The organism is Pseudomonas sp. Tul2A7 (assembly GCF_054790505.1).
In genome coordinates, this window is sequence record NZ_CP186499.1 from 2,854,366 (window position 1) to 2,872,091 (window position 17,726).

At 61.0% G+C, this 17,726-nt stretch carries 20 protein-coding genes; 13 read left to right on the forward strand and 7 right to left on the reverse strand.

Features of this window, described 5'->3' with window-relative positions; all coding sequences use genetic code 11:
• Positions 1-33 precede the first annotated feature (33 nt).
• On the reverse strand, positions 34-687 hold the full coding sequence (locus tag ACOYXJ_RS12865) for a class I SAM-dependent methyltransferase (protein WP_460369767.1): 654 nt from the start codon (positions 685-687) through the stop codon (positions 34-36).
• A complete protein-coding gene (locus ACOYXJ_RS12870) occupies positions 684-1,148 on the reverse strand; it encodes a YbaY family lipoprotein (RefSeq protein ID WP_460369769.1) in 465 nt (154 codons plus the stop codon). Before ACOYXJ_RS12870 ends, ACOYXJ_RS12865 begins: the two co-directional genes overlap by 4 nt.
• 128 nt (positions 1,149-1,276) lie before the next feature.
• On the opposite strand from ACOYXJ_RS12870, the gene nrdR reads away from it, so the two are divergent.
• From nrdR to ACOYXJ_RS12930, 12 genes are all read left to right on the forward strand, one after another.
• Positions 1,277-1,741: a transcriptional regulator NrdR gene (gene nrdR / locus ACOYXJ_RS12875; RefSeq protein ID WP_176470114.1), complete on the forward strand. Its 465-nt coding sequence runs from the start codon at positions 1,277-1,279 to the stop codon at positions 1,739-1,741.
• Positions 1,738-2,868, forward strand: a complete 1,131-nt coding sequence (gene ribD / locus ACOYXJ_RS12880) for a bifunctional diaminohydroxyphosphoribosylaminopyrimidine deaminase/5-amino-6-(5-phosphoribosylamino)uracil reductase RibD (RefSeq protein ID WP_460369771.1) — start codon at positions 1,738-1,740, stop codon at positions 2,866-2,868. Before nrdR ends, ribD begins: the two co-directional genes overlap by 4 nt.
• Positions 2,869-2,915: 47 nt before the next feature.
• Complete coding sequence (locus ACOYXJ_RS12885; RefSeq protein ID WP_093434480.1) at positions 2,916-3,578, forward strand: riboflavin synthase; 663 nt, start codon at positions 2,916-2,918, stop codon at positions 3,576-3,578.
• Between the two features lie 16 nt (positions 3,579-3,594).
• Entirely contained in the window at positions 3,595-4,686 is a 1,092-nt protein-coding gene (ribBA, locus tag ACOYXJ_RS12890) for a bifunctional 3,4-dihydroxy-2-butanone-4-phosphate synthase/GTP cyclohydrolase II (RefSeq protein ID WP_127929942.1), read from the forward strand.
• Between the two features lie 91 nt (positions 4,687-4,777).
• Positions 4,778-5,254 carry a 6,7-dimethyl-8-ribityllumazine synthase gene (gene ribH / locus ACOYXJ_RS12895; RefSeq protein ID WP_003228649.1) on the forward strand — a complete coding sequence of 159 codons (477 nt, stop codon included), beginning with the start codon at positions 4,778-4,780 and terminating at the stop codon, positions 5,252-5,254.
• Complete coding sequence (nusB, locus tag ACOYXJ_RS12900; protein ID WP_039761889.1) at positions 5,251-5,751, forward strand: transcription antitermination factor NusB; 501 nt, start codon at positions 5,251-5,253, stop codon at positions 5,749-5,751. The genes ribH and nusB overlap by 4 nt, the downstream gene beginning before the upstream one ends.
• A gap of 18 nt (positions 5,752-5,769) precedes the next feature.
• Entirely contained in the window at positions 5,770-6,735 is a 966-nt protein-coding gene (gene thiL, locus ACOYXJ_RS12905) for a thiamine-phosphate kinase (protein ID WP_150793942.1), read from the forward strand.
• A complete protein-coding gene (locus ACOYXJ_RS12910; protein WP_460369774.1) occupies positions 6,732-7,235 on the forward strand; it encodes a phosphatidylglycerophosphatase A family protein in 504 nt (167 codons plus the stop codon). The genes thiL and ACOYXJ_RS12910 overlap by 4 nt, the downstream gene beginning before the upstream one ends.
• A 36-nt stretch (positions 7,236-7,271) precedes the next feature.
• Positions 7,272-8,009, forward strand: coding sequence for a substrate-binding periplasmic protein (locus tag ACOYXJ_RS12915; RefSeq protein WP_460369776.1), 738 nt, complete (start codon positions 7,272-7,274; stop codon positions 8,007-8,009).
• 235 nt (positions 8,010-8,244) lie between these two features.
• Positions 8,245-8,862 carry a GTP cyclohydrolase II gene (ribA, locus tag ACOYXJ_RS12920; protein ID WP_016984117.1) on the forward strand — a complete coding sequence of 206 codons (618 nt, stop codon included), beginning with the start codon at positions 8,245-8,247 and terminating at the stop codon, positions 8,860-8,862.
• Entirely contained in the window at positions 8,859-9,278 is a 420-nt protein-coding gene (locus tag ACOYXJ_RS12925) for an MFS transporter (protein WP_122661425.1), read from the forward strand. Before ribA ends, ACOYXJ_RS12925 begins: the two co-directional genes overlap by 4 nt.
• Complete coding sequence (locus ACOYXJ_RS12930; protein WP_460369778.1) at positions 9,278-10,078, forward strand: cobalamin-binding protein; 801 nt, start codon at positions 9,278-9,280, stop codon at positions 10,076-10,078. Before ACOYXJ_RS12925 ends, ACOYXJ_RS12930 begins: the two co-directional genes overlap by 1 nt.
• Positions 10,079-10,216: 138 nt before the next feature.
• On the opposite strand, the gene ACOYXJ_RS12935 is transcribed toward ACOYXJ_RS12930, so the two are convergent.
• The 5 genes from ACOYXJ_RS12935 to ACOYXJ_RS12955 all read right to left on the reverse strand — a co-directional run bounded on the left by ACOYXJ_RS12935 (position 10,217) and on the right by ACOYXJ_RS12955 (position 16,614).
• The gene (locus tag ACOYXJ_RS12935; protein WP_460369780.1) at positions 10,217-12,100 is read right to left on the reverse strand and encodes a TonB-dependent receptor domain-containing protein; all 1,884 of its coding nucleotides are present in this window, start codon (positions 12,098-12,100) and stop codon (positions 10,217-10,219) included.
• Between the two features lie 139 nt (positions 12,101-12,239).
• On the reverse strand, positions 12,240-14,138 hold the full coding sequence (dxs, locus tag ACOYXJ_RS12940) for a 1-deoxy-D-xylulose-5-phosphate synthase (RefSeq protein ID WP_460369782.1): 1,899 nt from the start codon (positions 14,136-14,138) through the stop codon (positions 12,240-12,242).
• A gap of 91 nt (positions 14,139-14,229) precedes the next feature.
• Positions 14,230-15,117 carry a (2E,6E)-farnesyl diphosphate synthase gene (ispA, locus tag ACOYXJ_RS12945; RefSeq protein WP_223027048.1) on the reverse strand — a complete coding sequence of 296 codons (888 nt, stop codon included), beginning with the start codon at positions 15,115-15,117 and terminating at the stop codon, positions 14,230-14,232.
• Positions 15,114-15,356: an exodeoxyribonuclease VII small subunit gene (locus tag ACOYXJ_RS12950; protein WP_003228627.1), complete on the reverse strand. Its 243-nt coding sequence runs from the start codon at positions 15,354-15,356 to the stop codon at positions 15,114-15,116. The genes ispA and ACOYXJ_RS12950 overlap by 4 nt, the downstream gene beginning before the upstream one ends.
• Before the next feature lie 112 nt (positions 15,357-15,468).
• Positions 15,469-16,614: a Fic family protein gene (locus ACOYXJ_RS12955; protein ID WP_460369785.1), complete on the reverse strand. Its 1,146-nt coding sequence runs from the start codon at positions 16,612-16,614 to the stop codon at positions 15,469-15,471.
• A gap of 278 nt (positions 16,615-16,892) precedes the next feature.
• Here ACOYXJ_RS12955 and ACOYXJ_RS12960 point away from each other — a divergent pair, with 278 nt between their 5' ends.
• The gene (locus tag ACOYXJ_RS12960) at positions 16,893-17,684 is read left to right on the forward strand and encodes a YfaP family protein (protein WP_460369787.1); all 792 of its coding nucleotides are present in this window, start codon (positions 16,893-16,895) and stop codon (positions 17,682-17,684) included.
• Positions 17,685-17,726 lie beyond the last annotated feature (42 nt).

Here is a 17,726-nt window from a genome sequence, read left to right on the forward strand (position 1 = left end):
CTGCTCCGGGCGGCGTTCCGACGAAGCTTTTAGCTAGCGCCGCGCGTGGTACAGGCTGACATGTCTGAATTCTTCCGGCTCAGCCAGATCCGGCAAGGTCATCGCTTCAAGCATCTCGATGCGCTGATACAACGGATGCCGAAAATCCCGAACCCGCGAATCCGCCACCAGCGCCTCACGCCCACGGCTTAAAAACGCATCGAGCAACGGCAGATTGGCCCGGTCATACAACACATCCGCCACCAAAATCAGATCAAACCGATCCGCCTCGGCAAAGAAATCCGTCGAGTAATTCATCTCTACGCCATTCAGCGTGGCATTCGCCCGGCACGCGGAAATCGCCAGCGGATCGAGATCGCACGCCACGACTTCAAGCGCCCCGGCTTTCACCGCCGCAATCCCGGCAATCCCGGAACCCGCGCCGAAATCCAGCACGCGTTTTCCGCGCACCCACTCCGGGCACTCGGCCAGGTACCGCGCCACCGCCAGACCGCTGGCCCAGCAGAAACCCCAATACGGTGGCTCGTGCAGAATTCGCTGAATTTCTTCCTGGCTGAATTGGCGATCCATGTTGTCGCCATCGATCAGCCATAGCTGTAAATCAGTGTCCGGCAACGCACAGATCTTGAGTCTGGCGTCGCCGAGCAATTCACCCAACGCCCGTTGCAGGTCGAGCGGTGCCGTCATGGTGCTTTGACAAATTGCAACTGACCCAGCGCCTGGGTGGTCGGCTGGCTGATGGTCTGCGACGGCAGATGCAGGATCAACTGGCCGGACTGACTGGCGCGACCGCGCAACTCAACCCGCGCACCGACGGGGAAGGCGTCCGGGTTGAAGCGCAGGCGGAACGGCAGGATCTGGTTGTTGCCGATCAGGCTGGAACTGGCGAGCAATTGTTGCGGCCGATCCTTCACGTCGATCACCAGCAACGCCAGTTCGACTTCGGCACCGGCCGGCACGCCTTGCAGGGTACCGCTCAATTCCCGTTGATAGGCCGGCAGCGGCCCAAGGTCGGCAGCCTCTTTGGCTTTTTTCTGCGCTTGCTGCGGCGCCGGGCCTGGCGTTGGCGGCTGGGGCTTGGGTGCATCGCTGCCACAGGCCACCAGCAGGCTGAAAAGACTGAGCAAAACGAGCGGACGTAACGGCATTGGATGCTCCGGCAAAATGAAATCCATGGATCAAACGATCATGCCGTTCTGTATACCGCAAAGCCTATGGCTTGTCTTGCCACCGGGATGCGCTACCATGGCCCTCCCTTTTTTTGTTGCCAGCCACCATGCACTGTCCCTTCTGCGGTGCCAACGACACCAAGGTCATCGACTCGCGTCTGGTCGCCGAGGGCGAACAGGTGCGCCGCCGGCGTGAATGCCTGGCCTGCGGCGAGCGTTTCACGACGTTCGAGACGGCCGAACTGGTGTTGCCGCGCCTGATCAAAACCGACGGCAGCCGCCAACCGTTCGACGAAGAAAAACTCCGCGCCGGCATGCAACGCGCGCTGGAGAAGCGTCCGGTGAGCGTCGAGCGCCTCGAATCCTCTCTGGTTCACATCAAGCACAAGCTGCGCGCCACCGGCGAGCGCGAGGTCAAATCCCTCGTGGTCGGCGAACTGGTGATGGCCGAGTTGCAAAAGCTTGATGAAGTCGCCTACATCCGTTTCGCCTCGGTGTACAAGCGCTTCCAGGACCTCAACGAATTCCGCGAAGAGATCGACCGCCTCGCCCGCGAACCGGTGAAACAATGACCGCCGCCGAGCAGGCCATCCTCGACGCCCACTTCATGGCGCGTGCGCTGGAACTGGCGCGCAAAGGTCACTACACCACCCATCCCAATCCTCGGGTTGGCTGCGTGGTGGTGCGTGACGGGCAGATTGTCGGCGAAGGCTGGCATGAACGTGCCGGCGAACCGCACGCCGAAGTCCATGCCCTGCGCGCCGCCGGTGAACTGGCCCGGGGCGCCACTGCTTATGTGACCCTCGAACCGTGCAGCCATCATGGCCGTACGCCGCCGTGCGCCGATGCGCTGGTGAATGCCGGTGTCGCTCGAGTGGTGGCAGCGATGCGTGATCCCAATCCGCAGGTCGCCGGACGTGGTTTGCAGCGCCTGGCCGATGCCGGCATCGCCACCGAAAGCGGTGTACTCGAAGCCGAAGCGCGCAAGCTCAACCAAGGTTTTCTGAAACGCATGGAACACGGCTTGCCGTTCGTGCGGGTCAAGTTGGCGATGAGCCTCGATGGTCGCACAGCGATGGAAAGCGGCGAGAGCCAATGGATCACCGGCCCCGCTGCGCGTTCGGCGGTTCAGCGTTTGCGCGCTCAGGCCGCCGTAGTGCTGACCGGCGCCGACACCGTTCTGGCCGACGGGGCGCGCTTGACTGTTCGTGCTGACGAACTCGGTCTGGACAGTGAGCAAACCGCGCTGGCCATGAGTCGCCCGCCGCTGCGCGTGCTGATCGATGGCCGCCTGCGGGTGCCGCTGGATGCGCCGTTCTTCAAGGCCGGCCCGGCGTTGGTCGCCACCTGTGTCGCGATCGAAGAGCAATACGCTCACGGCCCCGAGTGCCTGATCGTGCCGGGTGATGACGGTCAGGTCGATCTGCATCAGTTGCTGATTGAACTGGCCAACCGTGGCGTCAATGAGGTGCTGGTTGAAGCCGGCCCGCGTCTGGCCGGCGCTTTTGCTCAGCTTGGTCTGGTCGACGAGTTCGTGATCTTCATCGCCGGCAAGTTCCTCGGTTCCACGGCGCGTCCGCTGCTGGACTGGCCGCTGGCTTATATGAAGGACGCTCCCGAGCTGAAAATCACCGAAATTCGCGCGGTGGGCGATGACTGGCGAGTCACTGCCATCCCTGTCCTTTCGCCGAGCGTATAATTCCCGGCCATCGTTATTACGCTGGCTTAGTTCTCAAGGAGAACCCCATGTTTACCGGCATCATCGAATCCATCGGCAGTATCCGCGCACTGACCCCAAAGGGCGGTGATGTGCGGGTCCACGTCGCCACCGGCAAGCTCGACCTGAGCGACGTCAAACTCGGCGACAGCATCGCGGTCAACGGCGTCTGCCTGACTGCCGTTGAGCTGCCGGGCGACGGCTTCGCCGCCGACGTCAGCCGCGAAACCCTCGACTGCACCGCCATGAACGACCTGAAAAGCGGCAGCCCGGTCAATCTGGAAAAAGCCCTGACCCCGACCACCCGTCTCGGCGGCCATCTGGTCAGCGGTCACGTCGACGGCGTCGGCGAAATCGTCTCGCGCAGTGACAATGCCCGCGCCGTGGAATTTCGTATCCGCGCGCCGAAAGAACTGGCCAAGTACATCGCCCATAAAGGCTCGATCACCGTCGACGGCACCAGCCTGACCGTGAACGCCGTCGATGGCGCCGAATTCATGCTGACGATCATTCCGCACACCCTGAGCGAAACCATCATGGCGTCCTACAAGCCAGGTCGCCGGGTGAATCTGGAGGTCGATTTGCTGGCGCGTTATCTGGAGCGTCTGCTCCTCGGTGACAAGGCTGCAGAGCCAAGTGCTGGCGGTATTACTGAAAGCTTTCTAGCCGCCAACGGCTACCTCAAATCCTGACTGAAGGGGGTGCCTTGTGGCGCTCAATAGCATCGAAGAACTGGTTGAAGACATCCGCCAAGGCAAGATGGTCATCCTCATGGATGACGAAGACCGCGAGAACGAAGGCGACCTGATCATGGCCGCCGAATGCTGCCAGGCCGAACACATCAACTTCATGGCCAAGCACGCCCGCGGCCTGATCTGCATGCCGATGAGCCGCGAGCGCTGCGAACTGTTGAAGCTGCCACTGATGGCGCCGCGCAACGGGTCCGGTTTCGGCACCAAGTTCACCGTCTCGATCGAAGCCGCCGAAGGCGTGACCACCGGCATTTCTGCCGCTGACCGTGCGCGCACCGTGCAAGCGGCGGCCGCTAAAGACGCCAAGGCTGAGGACATCGTCAGCCCGGGCCACATCTTCCCGCTGATGGCGCAGGCCGGCGGCACCCTCGCTCGTGCTGGCCACACCGAAGCCGCTTGCGACCTCGCGCGCATGGCCGGTTTCGAGCCAAGTGGCGTGATCTGCGAAGTGATGAACGACGACGGCACCATGTCCCGTCGCGCTGAACTGGAAGCGTTCGCCGCTGAACACAACATCAAGATCGGCACCATCGCCGACCTGATTCACTACCGGATGATCCACGAACGTACCGTTCAGCGGATTGCCGAGCAGCCACTGGACAGCGAACTGGGCCAATTCAACCTTGTGACCTATCGTGATTCGGTGGAAGGCGACGTGCACATGGCCCTCACGTTGGGCACTGTTTGCGCCGAAGAACCAACCCTGGTTCGCGTGCACAACATGGACCCGCTGCGCGACCTGCTGATGGTCAAGCAACCGGGCCGCTGGAGCCTGCGCGCCGCCATGGCGGCGGTTGCCGAGGCGGGCAGCGGTGTGGTGCTGTTGCTCGGTCACCCGCTCGATGGCGACGTGCTGCTGGCGCACATCCGCGAAACCGGTGATCAGGCCACGCCGAAAAAACCGACCACCTACAGCATTGTCGGTGCCGGTTCGCAGATCCTGCGTGACCTCGGCGTACGCAAAATGCGCTTGATGTCTGCGCCAATGAAATTTAATGCGATATCCGGTTTCGATCTGGAAGTTGTAGAATACGTGCCCTCCGAATAATGACCGGTTGTTTACGGACTCCGATTCGCGGCAAATAAATCACTGAGGGACGCGTAGCAGACGCGTCCCGGCTCTTTAAGAGAACTGACGAATGACCCTGAAGACCATCGAAGGTACCTTCATCGCCCCTAAAGGCCGCTACGCTTTGGTAGTGGGCCGTTTCAACAGCTTCGTGGTTGAAAGCCTGGTCAGCGGTGCAGTTGATGCCCTGGTTCGCCACGGCGTGAGCGAAAGCGACATCACCATCATCCGCGCACCTGGCGCCTTCGAAATCCCGCTGGTTGCGCAGAAAGTCGCCCAGAAAGGTGAATTCGCAGCCATCATCGCCCTCGGCGCGGTCATTCGTGGCGGTACTCCGCACTTCGAATACGTGGCAGGCGAGTGCACCAAGGGTCTGGCCCAGGTCTCCATGGAGTTCGGCGTTCCGGTTGCTTTCGGCGTCCTGACCGTTGATTCCATCGAGCAAGCCATCGAACGTTCCGGCACCAAGGCCGGTAACAAAGGTGCCGAAGCTGCCCTGTCCGCTCTGGAAATGGTCAGCCTGCTGGCACAGTTGGAGGCCAAGTGATTAGCGACGAAAGCGATCGTTTCAACCCGCGCGATCCAAAACCTGCGGATGCCGGCAAGCCCTCGAAAAGCGTCAAGCGTCGCGAAGCCCGTCAGCTCGCGACTCAAGCGCTGTACCAGTGGCACATGGCCAAGCAATCGCTGAACGAGATCGAAGCGCAGTTTCGCGTTGATAACGATTTCACCGATGTCGACGGTGCTTACTTCCGCGAAATCCTCCACGGGGTTCCGCAGTTCAAGACCGAAATCGACACCGCCCTGACGCCTTGCCTGGATCTGGCGATCGAAGAGCTGGACCCGGTTGAACTGGCCGTTCTGCGCCTGTCGACCTGGGAACTGCTCAAGCGCGTCGACGTGCCGTACCGCGTGGTGATCAACGAAGGTATCGAGCTGGCGAAAGTCTTCGGTTCGACCGACGGCCACAAGTTCGTCAACGGCGTGCTCGACAAGCTGGCCCCGCGCCTGCGTGAAGCTGAAGTGAAGGCGTTCAAGCGCTGAAACGCGCTTGATACTTCAATGGGCGAGTTTGAGCTGATCCGCAATTTCTTCGCCGCCGCGCCCTGTGCGCAGGGCGGCGAAGGCGTTGCTCTGGGGATCGGCGACGACTGCGCCTTGCTCGCTGTTCCCCCCGGGGAACAGTTGGCGATCTCCACCGATACGCTGGTGGCCGGTGTGCATTTTGCCGACCCCTGCGATCCGTTTCTGCTCGGTCAGCGCTCGCTGGCCGTCGCGGTCAGCGATCTGGCCGCCATGGGCGCCACGCCCGTTGCCTTTACCCTTGCCCTGACTGTACCGACGGTGACCGCCGATTGGCTGCAAGCCTATGCCCACGGTTTGAACCGCATGGCGCAGAGCTGCGGCGTTGCGCTGGTCGGCGGCGATACCACGCGTGGGCCGTTGAGTCTGACGGTGACTGTGTTTGGTCGTGTGCCTACGGGTCAGGCATTGACTCGCAGTGGCGCGCAACCGGGCGACTTGCTCTGTGTCGGTGGTGAACTGGGCAATGCTGCCGGTGCCTTGCCGCTGGTGCTGGGGCAACGTGACGCCGAGCCAGAGGTCGCCCAACCGCTGCTCGATCATTACTGGTCGCCACAACCGCAACTTGCCCTCGGCCAGGCCCTGCGTGGCAAAGCCACGGCGGCGCTGGATATCTCCGATGGCCTGCTCGCCGACTGTGGCCACATCGCCCTGGCATCGAAGGTGCAGCTTGAGATTGAACGCGAGCGCGTACCGCTGTCGGATGCATTAGTGGCGTTTCTCGGTCAGCGTGGCGCCGAGCGTGCAGCGCTGAGCGGTGGCGATGATTACGTGCTGGCGTTCACCCTGCCGTCCGTCGAGCTGCCGCCGCTGCTGGCCAACGGCTGGTCGATCCATGTGATCGGTCGTGTGGCAGAAGGTCAGGGCGTGATTCTGCTGGATCGCGAAGGGCACGACATCACCCCGCAAATCCGGGGCTATCAACATTTTCAGGAGACACCGTGACAGATCACCCGAAACAGGTTCCGGCCGAATTCGTTCCGCCGTCGGTCTGGCGCAATCCCTGGCATTTCCTCGCGTTCGGCTTTGGCTCCGGCACCCTGCCGAAAGCCCCGGGCACGTGGGGTTCGTTAGTTGCGCTACCCTTTATTCCGTTGTGGCAGATGCTGCCCGACTGGGGTTACTGGCTGATGCTCGGGATCACCATGCTGTTCGGCTTCTGGCTGTGCGGCAAAGTCGCCGACGATCTGCGGGTACACGACCACGAAGGCATCGTCTGGGACGAAATGGTCGGTATGTGGATCACCCTGTGGCTGGTGCCGGAGGGCTGGTACTGGCTGCTCGCGGGTTTTCTGGTGTTCCGCTTCTTCGACATTCTCAAGCCATGGCCGATTCGCTGGATCGACCGGCATGTCCACGGTGGTGTAGGGATCATGCTCGACGACGTACTGGCCGGTGTGTTCGCCTGGCTGGCGATGCAGGGTCTGGTATGGGTTTTCGTCTGATTCCAAGGGATATCAGGGTCAAGTGAGGGACTAGGGATGGCTCGACGCTGGTTGGCGTTAATGGTTTTGGCTTTGCTGAGTACCGTGGCCGGTGCGCAGGAAGCTGCGCTGACGCCGACGGTCATCCATCTGGCCAGCGAAGACTGGGAAGACTACACCGCCGCCGATGGCCATGGCCTCGGTTGGGACGTGTTGCGCAAGGTGTTCGAACCGGTCGGGGTCAAGCTCGATATCCGCAGCGTGCCTTACACCCGTTCGGTCGGGCTGGTGCAGTTAAAGGAAGTCGACGCGCTGGTTGGCTCCTACCGCGACGAGGCCGAGCAGGTCTTGTATCCGCACTGGAACTTCGATTCCGACCACATCTATGCATTGGGGCTGGCGAGCAATCCATCGCCCACCGAGGCGACGCTGGGCAAGTATCGGTTGGCTTGGGTGCGTGGTTATCGCTACGAAAACTACCTGCCGAATATCAAGCGTTACAATCAGATCCAACGGCGTACCGGCATTTTGTCGATGCTCAAGCAGGGGCGGGCGGATTACTACATCGATGCGCTGACCGAGATCGAGGCCGTGGTCAAAACCGCAGCAGATCCGGCGCTGTATCGCTATTCACATCTGATCGAGCTGCCGTTGTTTCTCGGGTTTGCCGACACGCCACAGGCGCGAGCGCTGATGGCGCTGTATGACCAGCGCATGGAGCAGTTGGTAAAGAGCGGCGAGTTGAAACCGATCTTCGAGAAGTGGAAGCAGCCGTATCCGTTCAACTCGAACTGATCACTTACCCCTGTGGGAGCGAGCCTGCTCGCGAAAGCGGTGGTTCAGCCAGCATTGGGGCGATGGACACGACGCCTTCGCGAGCAGGCTCGCTCCCACAGGGGATCGAGGCAACTCAGTTGTTATCAAACTTTTTGATCGTTATGCCCGATAATTCAGCCTAAGCGTCTGCAGGAACCTGCTGTTACAATGCCGGCCTGCGAATTTTCAGACTCTTTAGATCAGGAGCACACCGGTGCCTGTCGTCTTTGTCGCCGCTTCCAAGCTGCCAACGCCTTTTGCGCAATTCACCATGCACGGTTTTCTCGATGAAGCCACCGGCCGCGAGCATGTCGTGCTGAGCCTGGGTGAAATTGCCGACGGTGCCCCGGTTCTCGGCCGTTTGCACTCCGAATGCCTGACCGGCGACGCCTTGTTCAGCCAGCGCTGCGACTGCGGCTCGCAACTGGAAGGCGCACTGAAAGCCATCGCCCGTGAAGGCCGTGGCGTGTTGCTCTACCTGCGTCAGGAAGGTCGCGGCATTGGTCTGCTGAACAAGATCCGCGCTTACGAACTGCAGGACGGCGGCGCTGACACCGTGGAAGCCAACGAGCGTCTGGGCTTTGCCGCCGACCAGCGCGACTACGCCATGTGCCTGCCGATGCTCGAGCATCTGGGCGTGAAGTCCCTGCGTCTGATGACCAATAACCCGCGCAAGGTCAAAGCCTTGACCGACATGGGCATCACCGTCGCCGAGCGCGTGCCGTTGCACACCGGCCACAATCCGCACAACAAACTCTACCTGGCAACCAAGGCGAGCAAGCTTGACCACATGATGGGCAACGAGCATCAGGGCGAGGTCGACCGGGCGTGACCCGCGGTCAGGTGCGGCGCCGATTGTCGGTCGATTGGTGGAAATACCTCGCGCTGGCGCTGGTGCCGTTGTTCGTGCTCAACGCGCTGTTTGGTCAGGGCGAAGGGATTCTGCCAGTACTGGCGATGCCGTTCTTTATTGCCGGCGTGGCATCGATGTTTGTCAGCCTGAAGTTTTTTGGCCGTTATAAACATGCGCTGATCGCCACACAAAAAGCTCTTGATACCCCCGATGAACCGGCCGCGTGGATTGCCCTCGCTGCGCGTCGTCGTGCGGCTTTTCTCGCGGCAGCCTTGCCGGCGTGGATTGGTGCACTGGCGGTTTTCGTCGGTCTCGAAGCTGTACCGTTGATGCTGCTGGCGCTGTCCACAGCGGTGCTGTTCTACCTCTACCGTATCCCGCGTCAACTCGGCTGATGCGCCGTTTGTGGCTGGCGCTTCTGCTGCTGGCCGTCAATGGCCCTGTGCTGGCGCAACTGCGCGTGGTCAGCCTGGCCCCGTCGCTTTCTGAAATTGTCGTTGAGTTGGGTTCGGCTGATCTGTTGGTCGGTGTGCTGGATGCCGGGGAGCGTCCTGCTGAAATTGCCAACGCCCCCTCTGTCGGCCGCTATGGCCAACTCGACATGGAACAATTGCTGAGCCTCCAGCCTGATTTATTGTTGCTGTGGCCCGGCAGTGTCGGCCCTGCGCAGCGTGATCAGCTCAAGCGCTTGGGCATCCCGACCTTCGTCGCCGAACCGCATTCTTTAGAACAACTCACCACCCAGATTGAAGCCATTGCCGCGCAATTGGGGCGACCTGAGCGTGGGGTGAAACGGGCGGCGGCGTTGCGCCAACAACTCGCGGAGCTGCGCCAGCGTTATCGCCGTGACGTGCCGTTGCGGGTGTTTTATCAGGTGTGGGACAAGCCGCTGTACACCGTCGGTGGCGGGCAAATCATCAGTGATGCGCTGGAGGTGTGCGGGGCGAGTAATTTGTTCGCTGATTTGAGTCTGCCGGCGCCGCAGGTGAGTATTGAGGCGGTGTTGCAGCGCGATCCTGAGGTGATTCTGGCGGGTGATCAGGCGCAACTTGATGCGTGGAAGGCCTGGCCGCAAGTGGCGGCTGTAAAACAGCAGCAATTACTGCTGGTCACCGACAAAGGACTCGAACGCCCAAGCGGCCAGATGATCAGCGCCACCGCCAAGCTCTGTCAATTAATCGCGCCTGACCGCTGAAACCGGTGTGACTTCTTCGCGAGCAGGCTCGCTCCCACATTGGTTCTCTGGCGAGCACAAAATGTGTGGTTGTGCTCAATCTACTGTGGGAGCGAGCCTGCTCGCGAAGAGGGCAGCCAAAGCACTGCAAAGCTCAGATCAAAGCTCTGGCGTCCAGGTGACGCCGAACATCCACACCCGACCTTCCTCGCGATAGCCATACTGGCTGCCGTCATAGCTGTAATTCGCGCGGCTGTAACCCTTGTCGAAAAGGTTATCCACCTTCAGATCCAGCTTGATCTCGCGATTCAGTGCCCAACTGCTGCGCAAGCCGAACAGCGCATAGCCGCCCAGCGCCTGCGTATTGTCCTTATCGTCATAACTGCTGCTGACCGCCTGCCAACTGGCACCGAGGCTAACCTGGTCAAACTGTCGATCCAGATCCCAGCTCAACGTGCGCCGAGCACGTCGCGCCAAAGTGTGCCCGCTATCACGGTCGCGCGGATCAATGATCGCCACGCCAAGGTTGCTCTGCCAGCCGAACAGTTCCTGCTTCAACGCCGCTTCAAAGCCGTTGATCCGCGCCGAAGCGACGTTCTCCGGGCGTGAATTGCTGCCGAAGATGATCGCGTCTTGCAGGTCGGTGCGATAAATCGACGCTTCCAGGCGGCTGCTGTCGCTCAACTGGCTGCGCCATTGCAGCTCATAGCTTTTCGAGGTTTCCGGTTTCAGATCCGGGTTGCTGAAGTCCGGGTAGTACAGGTCGTTGAAGGTCGGCGCGCGGAAGCCTTCGCTGTAGCTCAGCAACAGATCGTTGTCCGGGTTCAGCGGCAAAGTGAACGTGCCGCTCCAAGTGTTCTGGCTACCGAATTGCTGGTTATCGTCATGGCGCAGCCCCAGCTCCGTGGAGAAGCTGTCAGCCTGATAACGATGCTGGATGAATGCGGCGCGATTCCAGCGACTGTCTTCATCGAACGCGGTGCTGCTGTTGACCCGGTCTTCGTACCAGTCGCCGCCGAGGATCAGGCTGTTGCGCGTATTCAGGGTCAAGTCGTTTTGCCAGTTCACCGAATCGCGGTAGGTGTTGAACACCGTGCGCTCGTCGCTGAGCTTGTCGAGGGTCTTCTCGCGGTTCTCGGTATGGCCGAATTCGACGCGGGTTTTCCAGATGTCGTTGACCCGGGCATCGACGTAGCTGCTGACGCTGCTGACATTGAAATCACTGTAGGGCTGCTGCTGGTAGGACGTATCCGTGACGTAGTCATAACGGCCAAACGGGCTGTCGAATTCACTTTTCCCGTGGTTATCCAGCAGGTTGGCGCCGACTTCGATGTCATCGGTCAGCGCATGGCTGACGCTCAGACTGACCGACTTGTTGCGGTAGGCATCGTGATCGCCATCGCTCGGGTACGACTCATGGGTACGGTCAATCCCGGCGGTTTCATCGAGACTGGCGCCGAGATTGAAGCGAGTCTTGTAATCGCCACCAGACAGGCCGAGGCTGCGCTCCCAGGTCTGGTTGCTGCCGAAGCCGACGTGCAGGCGTGGCTGCAAACCCTGCTCAGTGCCGCGCCGGGTGAAGATCTGAATCACCCCGCCAATCGCATCGCTGCCGTAAATCACCGAACGCGAACCGCGCAGCACTTCCACCCGTTCGATCTGCTCGATGTTCAGGTGCTGCAGGTTGCTGTCACCAGAGGTCGAACTGCCGATGCGCTGGCCATCGACCAGCACCAGACTCTGCGCTGACTGCGTGCCGCGAATGTAGATCCCCGGCAGACTGCCGCGCCCGCCGGCCTGCGCCACTTGCATACCGGGAACGCGCCGCAGCAGGTCCGGCACATCGCTCGGTTGCAGGCGGTCGATGTCTTCACGGGTAAATACCGTGTTGGCGGCGCTGCTGTCGTTGCGGGCTTCGACCTGACGGTTGGCTGAGATCAGCGTGTCCGGCAGTTTCAGTGCCTGATCACGCTCGAAGGTGTCGGCGAGAGTGCTGGTGGTCGGCAGCAGGAAGAAGGGCAGGGCGAGGTGCGAGAGTTTCATGGACAGTCCACTGGTGTTTCAGGTGTACACAAATCAAATGTGGGAGCGAGCCTGCTCGCGAATGCGGTGTATCAGTCAGCCCTGATTTGACTGACAGTCCGCATTCGCGAGCAGGCTCGCTCCCACAAGGGTATTGCGTTTACTTGTCGAGTAAGGCCAGACGCTCACGAATCGACGCTTCGATCCCGGCCTCATCCAGTCCGCACTCGGCGAGCATTTGCGCAGGCTTGGCGTGCTCGACGTAGACATCCGGCAAGCCCAGATGCAGCATCGATTTGAGGATGTTCTCCCGCGCGAGGAACTCGCTGACCGCGCCACCGGCGCCGCCCATGATCGCGTTCTCTTCGATGGTCACCAGCAGTTCGTGGCTGTCGGCAATCTCGCGCACCAGCTCTTCGTCGAGCGGTTTGACGAAACGCATGTCGACCACTGTGGCATCCAGCTTCTCGGCAACTTTCAGCGCTTCGGTCAGTTGCACACCAAATACCAGCACGGCGACTTTGCTGCCCTGACGACGGACGATGCCCTTGCCGATTTCGATCGGCTCGAGGTCTTTCTCGATGGTCGCATTCGGCCCATTGCCGCGCGGGTAACGCACCGCCGCCGGGCCGTTGTAGAGGTGGCCGGTGGTGAGCATTTTGCGCAGCTCGTTTTCATCGCTCGGGGTCATGATGACCATGCCCGGGATGCAACGCAGGTACGACAGATCGAAGCTGCCAGCGTGGGTCGGTCCGTCTTCGCCAACTAAACCTGCACGGTCGATGGCGAACAGCACATCGAGGTTCTGCACCGCGACGTCATGCACCAGTTGGTCGTAACCACGCTGCAGGAACGTCGAATAGATTGCCACCACCGGTTTCGCGCCTTCGCAGGCCATACCGGCAGCGAACGTCACTGCGTGTTGCTCGGCAATCGCCACGTCGAAGTAGCGCAGCGGGAAGCGTTCGCTGAACGCCACCAGATCCGAGCCTTCCTTCATCGCCGGGGTAATTCCGACCAGACGTGGATCAGCTGCCGCCATGTCGCACAGCCACTCGCCGAACACCGCCGAGTATTTCGGCCCGCTGGCCTTTTTCGGCGCGGCGGCCGGAGCGTCCAGTGGTTCGAGTTTGGTGATGGCGTGGTAACCGATCGGGTCGACTTCCGCCGGGGCGAAGCCTTTGCCTTTCTTGGTGACGATGTGCAGGAACTGCGGGCCTTTCAGATCACGCATGTTGCGCAGCGTGGCGATCAGGGTTGGCAGGTCGTGGCCGTCGATCGGGCCGATGTAGTTCCAGCCCAGCTCTTCGAACAGGGTGCCGGGGACCAGCATGCCTTTGGCGTATTCTTCGGTACGACGGGCGATTTCCCAGGCACCGGGCAGACGCGACAGGACTTTCTTGCTGCCCTCACGCATGCTCGCGTAGGTGCGGCTGGAGAGGATCTTCGCCAGATAATTCGACAGACCGCCGACATTGCGCGAGATCGACATGTCGTTGTCGTTGAGGATCACCAGCATGTTGGCGTTCACTTCCGGCGCATGGTTCAGCGCCTCGAAGGCCATACCGGCGGTCAGCGCGCCGTCGCCGATCACCGCAATCGCCTTGCGATCACTGTCTTGCAGGCGGGCGGCAATGGCCATGCCCAGCGCTGCGCTGATCGAGGTGCTGGAGTGGCCGACGCCAAAGGTGTCGTACTCGCTCTCGGAGCGACGCGGGAAAGCGGCGATGCCGTCCTTCTGGCGCAGGGTGCCCATGCGCTCGCGGCGACCGGTGAGGATCTTGTGCGGATACGCCTGATGCCCGACGTCCCACAGCAGACGGTCGTCCGGCGTGTCGAAGACGTAATGCAACGCGATGGTCAGCTCGATCACGCCCAGGCCGGCACCGAAATGCCCACCGGTCTGACCGACCGTGTAGAGCAATTCCAGGCGCAACTCATCGGCCAGGGTTTCCAGCTCGGCTTCGCCTAACCGGCGCAGGCCGTCCGGCGTATTCGCGCGGTCGAGCAGGGGCGTGGTCGGGCGCTTGCGGGGAATCTCATGAAACGTCGTGGGCATCAGGCGAATCGTTATAGGTATAAAAGATGCGGCAGTTTACCTGATGCATCGCCCCCTGCCCACGCGTTGGTCTTTTTTGGCGGATACGCCGTCAGTTGCGCCGCTCGACGATATACCGGGCCAGCTCGCGCAACGGCTCGGCGGCCGCGTCAAACGGTCGCAGGGCGTGCAATGCCTGATCGCGCAGTTCCAGCGCATAAGCCTTGGCAGCGTCGAGACCGAGCAGCGCCGGGTAGGTCGGTTTGTCGCGGGCGATGTCGGCGCCTTGGCGTTTACCGAGGGTTTCGGTATCGCTTTCGACGTCGAGAATGTCGTCCTGCACCTGAAAGGCCAGGCCGATGGCCTGTGCATAAGTCTGCAGGGCGCGGAGTTCATCCGGCTCGGCACGGCCGCTGGCCAGAGCACCGAGTTTGACGCTGACTTCGATCAGCGCGCCGGTCTTGTGCCGGTGCATCTGTTCGAGGGCTTTCTGATCGAGTTTGAGGCCGACCGAGCCGAGGTCGATGGCTTGACCGCCGACCATGCCTGCCGGGCCGGCGGCGTTAGCCAGCGCGGTGACCATTTGCAGGCGGATGTCGCTGCTGCAGTCGCTCAGACGCGGGTCGAGCAGGGCACTGAAAGCCAGACTTTGCAAGCCATCACCGGCGAGAATCGCGCAGGCTTCATCGAATTTCTTGTGAGTGGTCGGCTGGCCGCGACGCAGATCGTCGTCGTCCATCGCCGGCAAATCATCGTGAACCAGCGAATAAGCGTGGATCAGCTCGACTGCGCAAGCCGCGCCGTTGGCCTGTTCAGCCTTGCCACCGAGCGCTTCGCACGCGGCGTAGGCCAGCAGTGGGCGTACGCGTTTGCCGCCGTTCATCACGCTGTAGCGCATGGCTTCGTAAAGCCGCGCCAGCTCCGGCAACGGTGCGTTGAACAGGGTTTCCAGCGCTGCGTTAACCCGGGTCTGACTGGTCGCCGTGTACGCCGCGATCATTCTGGCTGTTCCGCGTCGAAGGGTTCCTCGGCGAGTTCGCCATCGCGCTCCAGCAGCACTTGCACCTTCTGCTCGGCCTGCGCCAGCGCTGCCTGGCAGTCACGGGTCAGACCGATGCCCTGCTCGAAAGCGGTCAGCGAGTCTTCCAGCGACAATTCACCGTTCTCCAGACGCTCGACCAATGTTTGCAGGTCGGCGAGGGACTGTTCGAAATCCAGTGCAGCTTTTTTGCGGGCCATGGCGGCGATTTCCGGTTGACGTTAAACCGGCGCGACACTAGCAGATAGGGGGGTTATGGGCAAATGAGCGGGGCGGCTCTCAAGGGCAAACATGACTCTGTGGCGGTTGGGTTTAACGTGCTGCTCTGTCCGGATAATTGATCTGGTAGCGCGTGCTACGGCCACCTCCCGGCAAGCGTTGCAGGCAACCTTTCTCCAGCAACTCCGCAAGGTGTCGGGTTGCTGTGGCCTTCGACACTTTCGCCACCGCTTGATATTGCCCGGCACTGATGCCGTGCTCAAAGCCCCGCTCGCCGCCGTCGAGCAGACGATTGAGCACTTTGACCTGCTCCGCCGAAAGTTCGGACTCGCGGTGTGCCTGCCAGAAACGCGTCTTGCCCAGCACGCTTTCAATGCGGGTGATGGCTTGTTGCAGACTGCGTAGCAAGGTTTGCAGGAACCATGTGAGCCATTCAGTGATGTCCAGTGTGGCTTTTTGACTCGATTCCAGAATCCGATAGTAGCCGGACCGATCATCCAGAATGCTCGCCGACATGGCGTAGAAACGGATGGCTTGCGCTTCGCCCTGTGCCAGCGCCAGATCAGTGATGGTGCGGGTCAGACGGCCGTTGCCATCGTCGAACGGATGCAAGGTGACGAACCAGAAATGGGCGATGCCCGCACGAAGCATCGGGTCCAGTGCTGTCTGATGCTGGCTGGCCTCGAACCATTGGAGAAATTGGTCGAGCTGCTGCTCAAGACCTTGGCGAGGTGGCGCCTCGAAATGAACCGTTGGACGATCAATGCGACCCGATACCACCTGCATTGGCTCGTCTCCCCGCAGCGCACCCACATGCATTGAGCGCGCAGTAAGGTCAGCCTCTTGATCGGGAAACAGCCATTGGTGCCATTCCAGCAAGCGTTCCAGCGTCAACGGTTCGGCAAATCGACGGGTGGCATCAAGCATAAGCTGCGCCAGACCCTCACTGCGTTGGCTGACGTTATCGCCGTCGATCAACTCCAGGCCCAACCGTCGCGCCAAGGACGACCGTACGGAGCCAACATTCAGTTGCTCACCTTCGATGGCCGAAGACGTCACGATATTCTGCAAAAGCGCGTCCAGCTCGGTCTGAGCCCCCAAAGAGTTACCTACTGAACCGGCCATCCCCATCAACTGACCTTGTGCCTGTACACACTCGCGCAACAACGGCGTCAGGCGTTCTGCCTGCCAGTTGAAGTCGGGCCAATCGGGCTGCTGCCAGATCCAGTGATTTGCCATTCGTTGCCTGCCTTGAGTCCGTGAGCCGAATAGAAAAGCTATTCGGCTCATTTTATGAGCCGAATATGACGGCTATTCGGCTCACCGTCCACCGGATTGGCGTGATTCCTACAGCAAAAGCACATGTATCCGATTGTTAAAAAACCGCCAAATGGCTAATCTTCGCGCCTTCTACGACCCCATAGTCACGGGTCTTTCAGACGAAACGCAGTTTTCACCGCTGTGAAGTACCGAGGATCGGGTGCAAGGTTTCGTTCAGGCATGGCAGGAGGCATTACATGCGTTCATTTCTTTGGCTGCTGATCGGCCTGGCCTGCGCGCCAGCGCTGCTGGCGGCGCCGACGGCCGAGTTGTCGGAGCCGGTCGGTGGCTGGCGCTATCACGGCTTGCTCGACCGCAGCGAAAACCCGCAAGTCGCCTACCCGACGCCGCCGATCGATCGCGGCATTCAGCGCAATCGCACGATGATCCAGGGCCAGCTCAAAGCCATCGGCCACATGCGCCCGCCGCACAGCCTCGCGGTGAATGGCAATCCACTGAATCTGTACACCGACGACCAGGGCCGTTTTGCCCGGCCGTACGCGTTCGGCGCCGGCTCCAACAGTGTCGAAGTGATCAGCGCCGAAGGCCAGTCGCTCAAGCGCGTGCAATTTTATGAAGCAAATAACTTGCGCACGCCGGCGCGTATTCGTCTTGTCTTGGGCTGGGACGATCCGAAAGCCGAGCTCGATCTGCACATTGTCACGCCCGACGGTCAGCATGCGTTCTGGGCGCGTCCGGCGCTGAGCAATGGCGGCGGTCTCGATCCGGATGGTGTCGATGGCCCCGGCCCGGAGATGTTCACCATGACCGCGCCGCTGCACGGCACCTATCTGGTTTACGTCAACTATTGGGGCAACTTCGGCAACGGCGGCTATAACTTCGAGGAGACCAGCAACCAGAGCGAGGTGATCACCTCGCAAATCACGCTGGTGCTCAACGAAAACACCGTCGATGAAAAACGCGAGACCTTCATCGTGCCCCTGCGGGCGATCGGTGATCTGCTGCTGGTCAAGACTTTCAACTATTAAGTAAGCATTCCGCCACGGATGAAATCCTGAACTTTGGGAAAT